Raw genomic sequence first — 4,247 nt, forward strand, 5'->3', positions numbered from 1 at the left:
AACCCTTATATAGAAAAGCATTTAGCGATTTTTGTCAATTGTTTTTGCTCTAGAGCGAACTAATCAATTAAGTCTCTTGCCAGATAAGGATTTAGTCGATTTATGCCCCCCTATCGAACCATACCAAGTAACGAAGAACCTGACTAATTACGAAAATGTGTTGCGGTCGGTAGCAATTTTATAATTTTCACTTAAAATGGATTGCATAATTGATCTAGAGTAAAGTTTCAAGGGAGTTGACTGAAAATGCTTGATTACCGTCTATTGTTATGTGCTATGGCATCTGTTTTACTCGGTCAGTCCGTACAGGCTAGGGATATCGAGTTTTCTGGGGGTGCCAGCGGTGTGGATCCCCTCGGCCATTCTTTTGCGTTTGATGGCACAACCTTCACACTTTCGTCTGGTTCAGGTACATTCAATCCTTCTGGTGTTGACATTGGCAACGCGAAAAGCTTTTCCTTTAGTTTGACCAATCCTGCTGTTTTCAATCCAGATCCCGTTAGTGTCCCCAATGCCTGTCCACCAGGCCAGTATGCAACTTATATCAACACCAATCCCGTAGTAATTGTCTGCAAAAACTTTATTACACAAAAAGAATTCATTCGATATACATGGCAATACAGGATGCTTCCGGGGGGTGTAATCACTTTCAACGATCCCCAGGGTACTGGCTTGACCGCTGGGCTTTCCAAGTTTGACTTCACACTAACTTTTCCACAGCCCATTAATGTTAATAACTTCAGCTTTACCGCTAAGTGGTCTAATGTGGCTTCAGTCCCAGAACCTTCGCTGACGACTGGATTACTTCTCCTCGGATTCGTGGGTCTATACTGGACAAAACGTACCTAAATCGGTTCTACAAATACATAGGGTTTGCTGAAAAAGTACGGGCGAAGCATTCGGGCAATAACCTATCGGTGAAACCGTAGATTTTTTATCCGAATGCTTCGCCCCTACAGGACGCGGGCCGATGAAGACGCAAGGTTTTGAAGCACGATTCTCTCAAAATCTTGCACCTGTTTCGCGAGAAAAGCCACAAAACCCTTACCTTGCCTACATTTCACCTTTATTCAGCAAGCCCTAATTAGTCTGTTTTTTCTTGACTCGATCGCAATTAAGCGATCGAGTTTTTTTTGATGAAAAAATATCACTTCGGGTTAATACGGAGTGAAACCCAACCACCGAGGACCTATTACCCTCTCCCTAAAGGAATCGCACTTGGCACGACCAGAAACTGCCCGATGTTGCTTACCACTTTCTAGCCCTTTTGTCAACACCCTATAGAATTAAATATCATACCAGACGGTAAATGATAACTATAAATAATCAATGGTCGTAAAGAAGAGACGGCTGCTATAGAATTAAGGCAATCTTTCTGAACTTTTTTAGAAATCATGAAAACCTTACCAATTTCTTTGGTGTTAGCGGGCATTAGTAGTTCACTTGTACTAATAGGGGGGGGGGTAAACCCTGTCCGCGCGGCGGTTATCATCGGGAATCTACCGCAAGCCAATGATGATGGTGGTACTTTTTTGAGCACTACTGAAATAAAAGCACTCGCCTTTACCCTGCCCGCGGGTAACAATTACAGCCTCGACAACGCCATCCTGCGACTCAGTGGCTACGATCCAGGAGAGACTCCCCTAGTCCAGATCCGCAATGATGTCGGGGGTAGCGATCCGGGCAGTACCGTCCTCGCCAGTTTCACCAATCCCACCCCTCAAGGAGCGGGAAATTTTGACTACACCTTCACTCCCACTGGCCCCTTCACGTTTACCGCCGGTACTAAATACTGGTTATACGTTACCAGTACCAGTGGAGATTTCCTCTGGAGCGCTTCTAGTACGATTCAAACCCCGACGGGCATCGCCACGTTCTCGGGAGCCAGGTTTGGTAGTGGAGCGAGTTTCTTTCCCAGTAGCGTTCTCAACAGTTTCCAGATCAACGCAACCGAGATAACCGGTCCGGTGGCCCGCACTCCCGAACCTAGTGCGATCGCGGCTTTGTCCCTGTTCGGATTGGGATTACTGGGGGTTAAAAGTCGTCGGAACGAGGGATAAGTTGCCGGTGGTTAGGTTGAACAGAGTGAAACCCAACCACCGAGGATCTATGTCGGGTTTCGTTGCCTCAACCCGACCTACGAATTTACTATACAAACGGGGAAACTTTTAAGGATTAGGGATCGATCGCACCAGCAGAGTCAGAATACTGGTTAATACTGCCACTACCACGGGAATAATCAACGATTTTGCTCCCTTAAGGTCCGATACATCCTTAATTAAAGCGTTCTGTGTTCCCTCTACTTTTTCCAATCGCCTATCAATACTTTTGAGTTCGGTTTTCACCTCGGCCATATCTACTTTTAGATCGGTGAAATCTTTCTGTAAAGAGTCTAATTTTTCCGTGATATTTGTCAGGATAATTTCTAGGGAATTGGTGACGGGGGATTGACTCATCTGAATTTCCGGGAATATTCGATCGCCTAGTAATATTGTAGGCTGTTTTTGTAGGTGATGCGCTCCTTACCAACGTTCTAAAATCAGTCCATCTACATAATTAAAATCAGTATCATCTGTCACCAATACCCAATTATTTTCTATACATTGAGCAGCAATCCATTTCACCGCTCATTGACATCTACCTGACGACATTCTGTTTTAATGGCTTGTTGTAGTTCTTGTGCCTCTGAATCGCTTAAAATGCCTGAAAACTTGGCCAGAGGATGATTGTTGCCTGTTGCCTGAACTCGATGTAAAAAATCTAACACGGTTTCTATTAGATCATCAGGTGCTTGTTCGAGTTCTTGAATTAATTGTTGACGATGGTTCATAGACAGTCTGAACGAGTAATACAGTAAATGTGATGGCTACCTTGAATTCTCAATGACGTTCTCAAATTTTGGCGAACTTTTTCCCAGAAATAGATCTTAATTGACTCATCTGAATTTCGGAGATTATTCGATCGCCTAGTAATATTGTAGGCTGATAATCGTTGCCGTTGCCTCTGGATTGGTAATTCTGCCATCTTTCGGGAGTGATAGAATGCGAAGTATCCCCCGCAACAAGGAATTTAGTTTATGAGTCAATCGGGAGAAACCGTCACCTATTCCCTAGAAGCCATCCTGACGCGGATCGAGGGAAAGATCGATCGAATCGATGATCGCCTGACAAAACTAGAGGTAGGACAGGCAAAATTAATCGAGAAAGTCGAGGGAATGGATAAGCGGTTAGAAAGGCTAGAAAACGAACAATCGGGGCTAGTTAAGGATATATCCGATTTAAAAGGGGCGAAATCGCTGATTATCCCCGTAACCGTCGCGATTATTACCGCCATACTCACGGTTTTCCTTCGCTCTTTACCCTCTCCCTAGACGAATCGCGCCCGGCCTAGAAATTGCCAAGTCTAGCGGAACGATCGCCAGCTGGCGGGGGTTAGGGAGATGGGCAGAAATTCCTTTTCCATTCGCCCGCAGGTAAGCTGTTGACTATCTAGGGTCTGCTGAATAAATCTAAAAACCTTGTTGGATAAGACTTTTAGACTTTTTTTTCCTCAAAAAGTGCCAGCCGTTGCGGGGATCGGGGGGAAAATTCAGGTACTTTTTCCCTGAAAATTAGGTAATTGACTACCTCAAAATCGGTAAAACCCCACACCCCACACCCCACACCCCACACCCTGCCCCCAGGAAAAGCTTTTTCAGCAAACCCTATCTAAATTACTGGTTAAGACTGTCTATGAGTGCCGGAGTTGGGAGCGGGGAGAGGTAGTTCGAGCATTTGTACTAAACTTTTCAAGACGCGGTTTCAAGGCAGTACAGCTTATCTATACCAGGATTTCGGCAAAACATGAAAATTATCGCCTACACCTATACCAATCCCCTGCTTGATAGTCCCCCCGATGCCTCGATTTGGGACCATTCTCCCGAACAAGTGTATCAGGATTTTGGCGATCGCTCACAACGGCAGCAACTGCTCCGCGATTGTCAAGGGACTCCCCCCCGACTGCTGATCCTACGTCGCCTAGCAGAATTGGGAGACAATGGCACAGAAGTTAGCAAAATTTTACAATCCTTAGAAGCCCTCGACATAGATATAATTGCCCTAGAAGACCCAGATTATAAGCTGAATTTTGCCAAGATTCTGCAAGAAATATCAAAAAACGAACTAAGTAATCGTTTAAAAGCAGGTCACGCTCACAATCGTCTGCAAGCTTTGCCTCCCCCCGGAAAAGCACCCTACGGTTATCGTCGT

Annotated in this window: 6 protein-coding genes and 1 pseudogene; 5 read left to right on the top strand and 2 right to left on the bottom strand. The window is 45.1% G+C overall.

All coding sequences use genetic code 11. The features are described 5' to 3' along the window. Nucleotides 1-31: 31 nt before the first annotated feature. The 3 genes from PX481_RS05030 to PX481_RS05040 all read left to right on the top strand — a co-directional run bounded on the left by PX481_RS05030 (nucleotide 32) and on the right by PX481_RS05040 (nucleotide 2,060). Entirely contained in the window at nucleotides 32-184 is a 153-nt protein-coding gene (locus PX481_RS05030) for a hypothetical protein (protein ID WP_288023547.1), read from the top strand. Between the two features lie 62 nt (nucleotides 185-246). Beyond that, a complete protein-coding gene (locus tag PX481_RS05035) occupies nucleotides 247-849 on the top strand; it encodes a hypothetical protein (protein ID WP_288093855.1) in 603 nt (200 codons plus the stop codon). A gap of 545 nt (nucleotides 850-1,394) precedes the next feature. Then, nucleotides 1,395-2,060 carry a choice-of-anchor R domain-containing protein gene (locus PX481_RS05040; RefSeq protein ID WP_288093857.1) on the top strand — a complete coding sequence of 222 codons (666 nt, stop codon included), beginning with the start codon at nucleotides 1,395-1,397 and terminating at the stop codon, nucleotides 2,058-2,060. A gap of 108 nt (nucleotides 2,061-2,168) precedes the next feature. Here PX481_RS05040 and PX481_RS05045 read toward each other — a convergent pair whose 3' ends face one another. Together PX481_RS05045 and PX481_RS05050 are read right to left on the bottom strand one after the other, a co-directional pair. Then, nucleotides 2,169-2,456, bottom strand: a complete 288-nt coding sequence (locus PX481_RS05045) for a hypothetical protein (RefSeq protein WP_044000022.1) — start codon at nucleotides 2,454-2,456, stop codon at nucleotides 2,169-2,171. 164 nt (nucleotides 2,457-2,620) lie between these two features. Continuing rightward, on the bottom strand, nucleotides 2,621-2,830 hold the full coding sequence (locus tag PX481_RS05050) for a hypothetical protein (protein WP_288093859.1): 210 nt from the start codon (nucleotides 2,828-2,830) through the stop codon (nucleotides 2,621-2,623). 246 nt (nucleotides 2,831-3,076) lie between these two features. On the opposite strand from PX481_RS05050, the gene PX481_RS05055 reads away from it, so the two are divergent. Beyond that, nucleotides 3,077-3,370: a hypothetical protein gene (locus tag PX481_RS05055; RefSeq protein WP_002759475.1), complete on the top strand. Its 294-nt coding sequence runs from the start codon at nucleotides 3,077-3,079 to the stop codon at nucleotides 3,368-3,370. 472 nt (nucleotides 3,371-3,842) lie between these two features. Continuing rightward, a pseudogene (locus PX481_RS05060) lies at nucleotides 3,843-4,247 on the top strand (recombinase family protein); the annotation flags it as partial.

It is taken from the genome of Microcystis sp. M53603_WE2 (assembly GCF_030065435.1).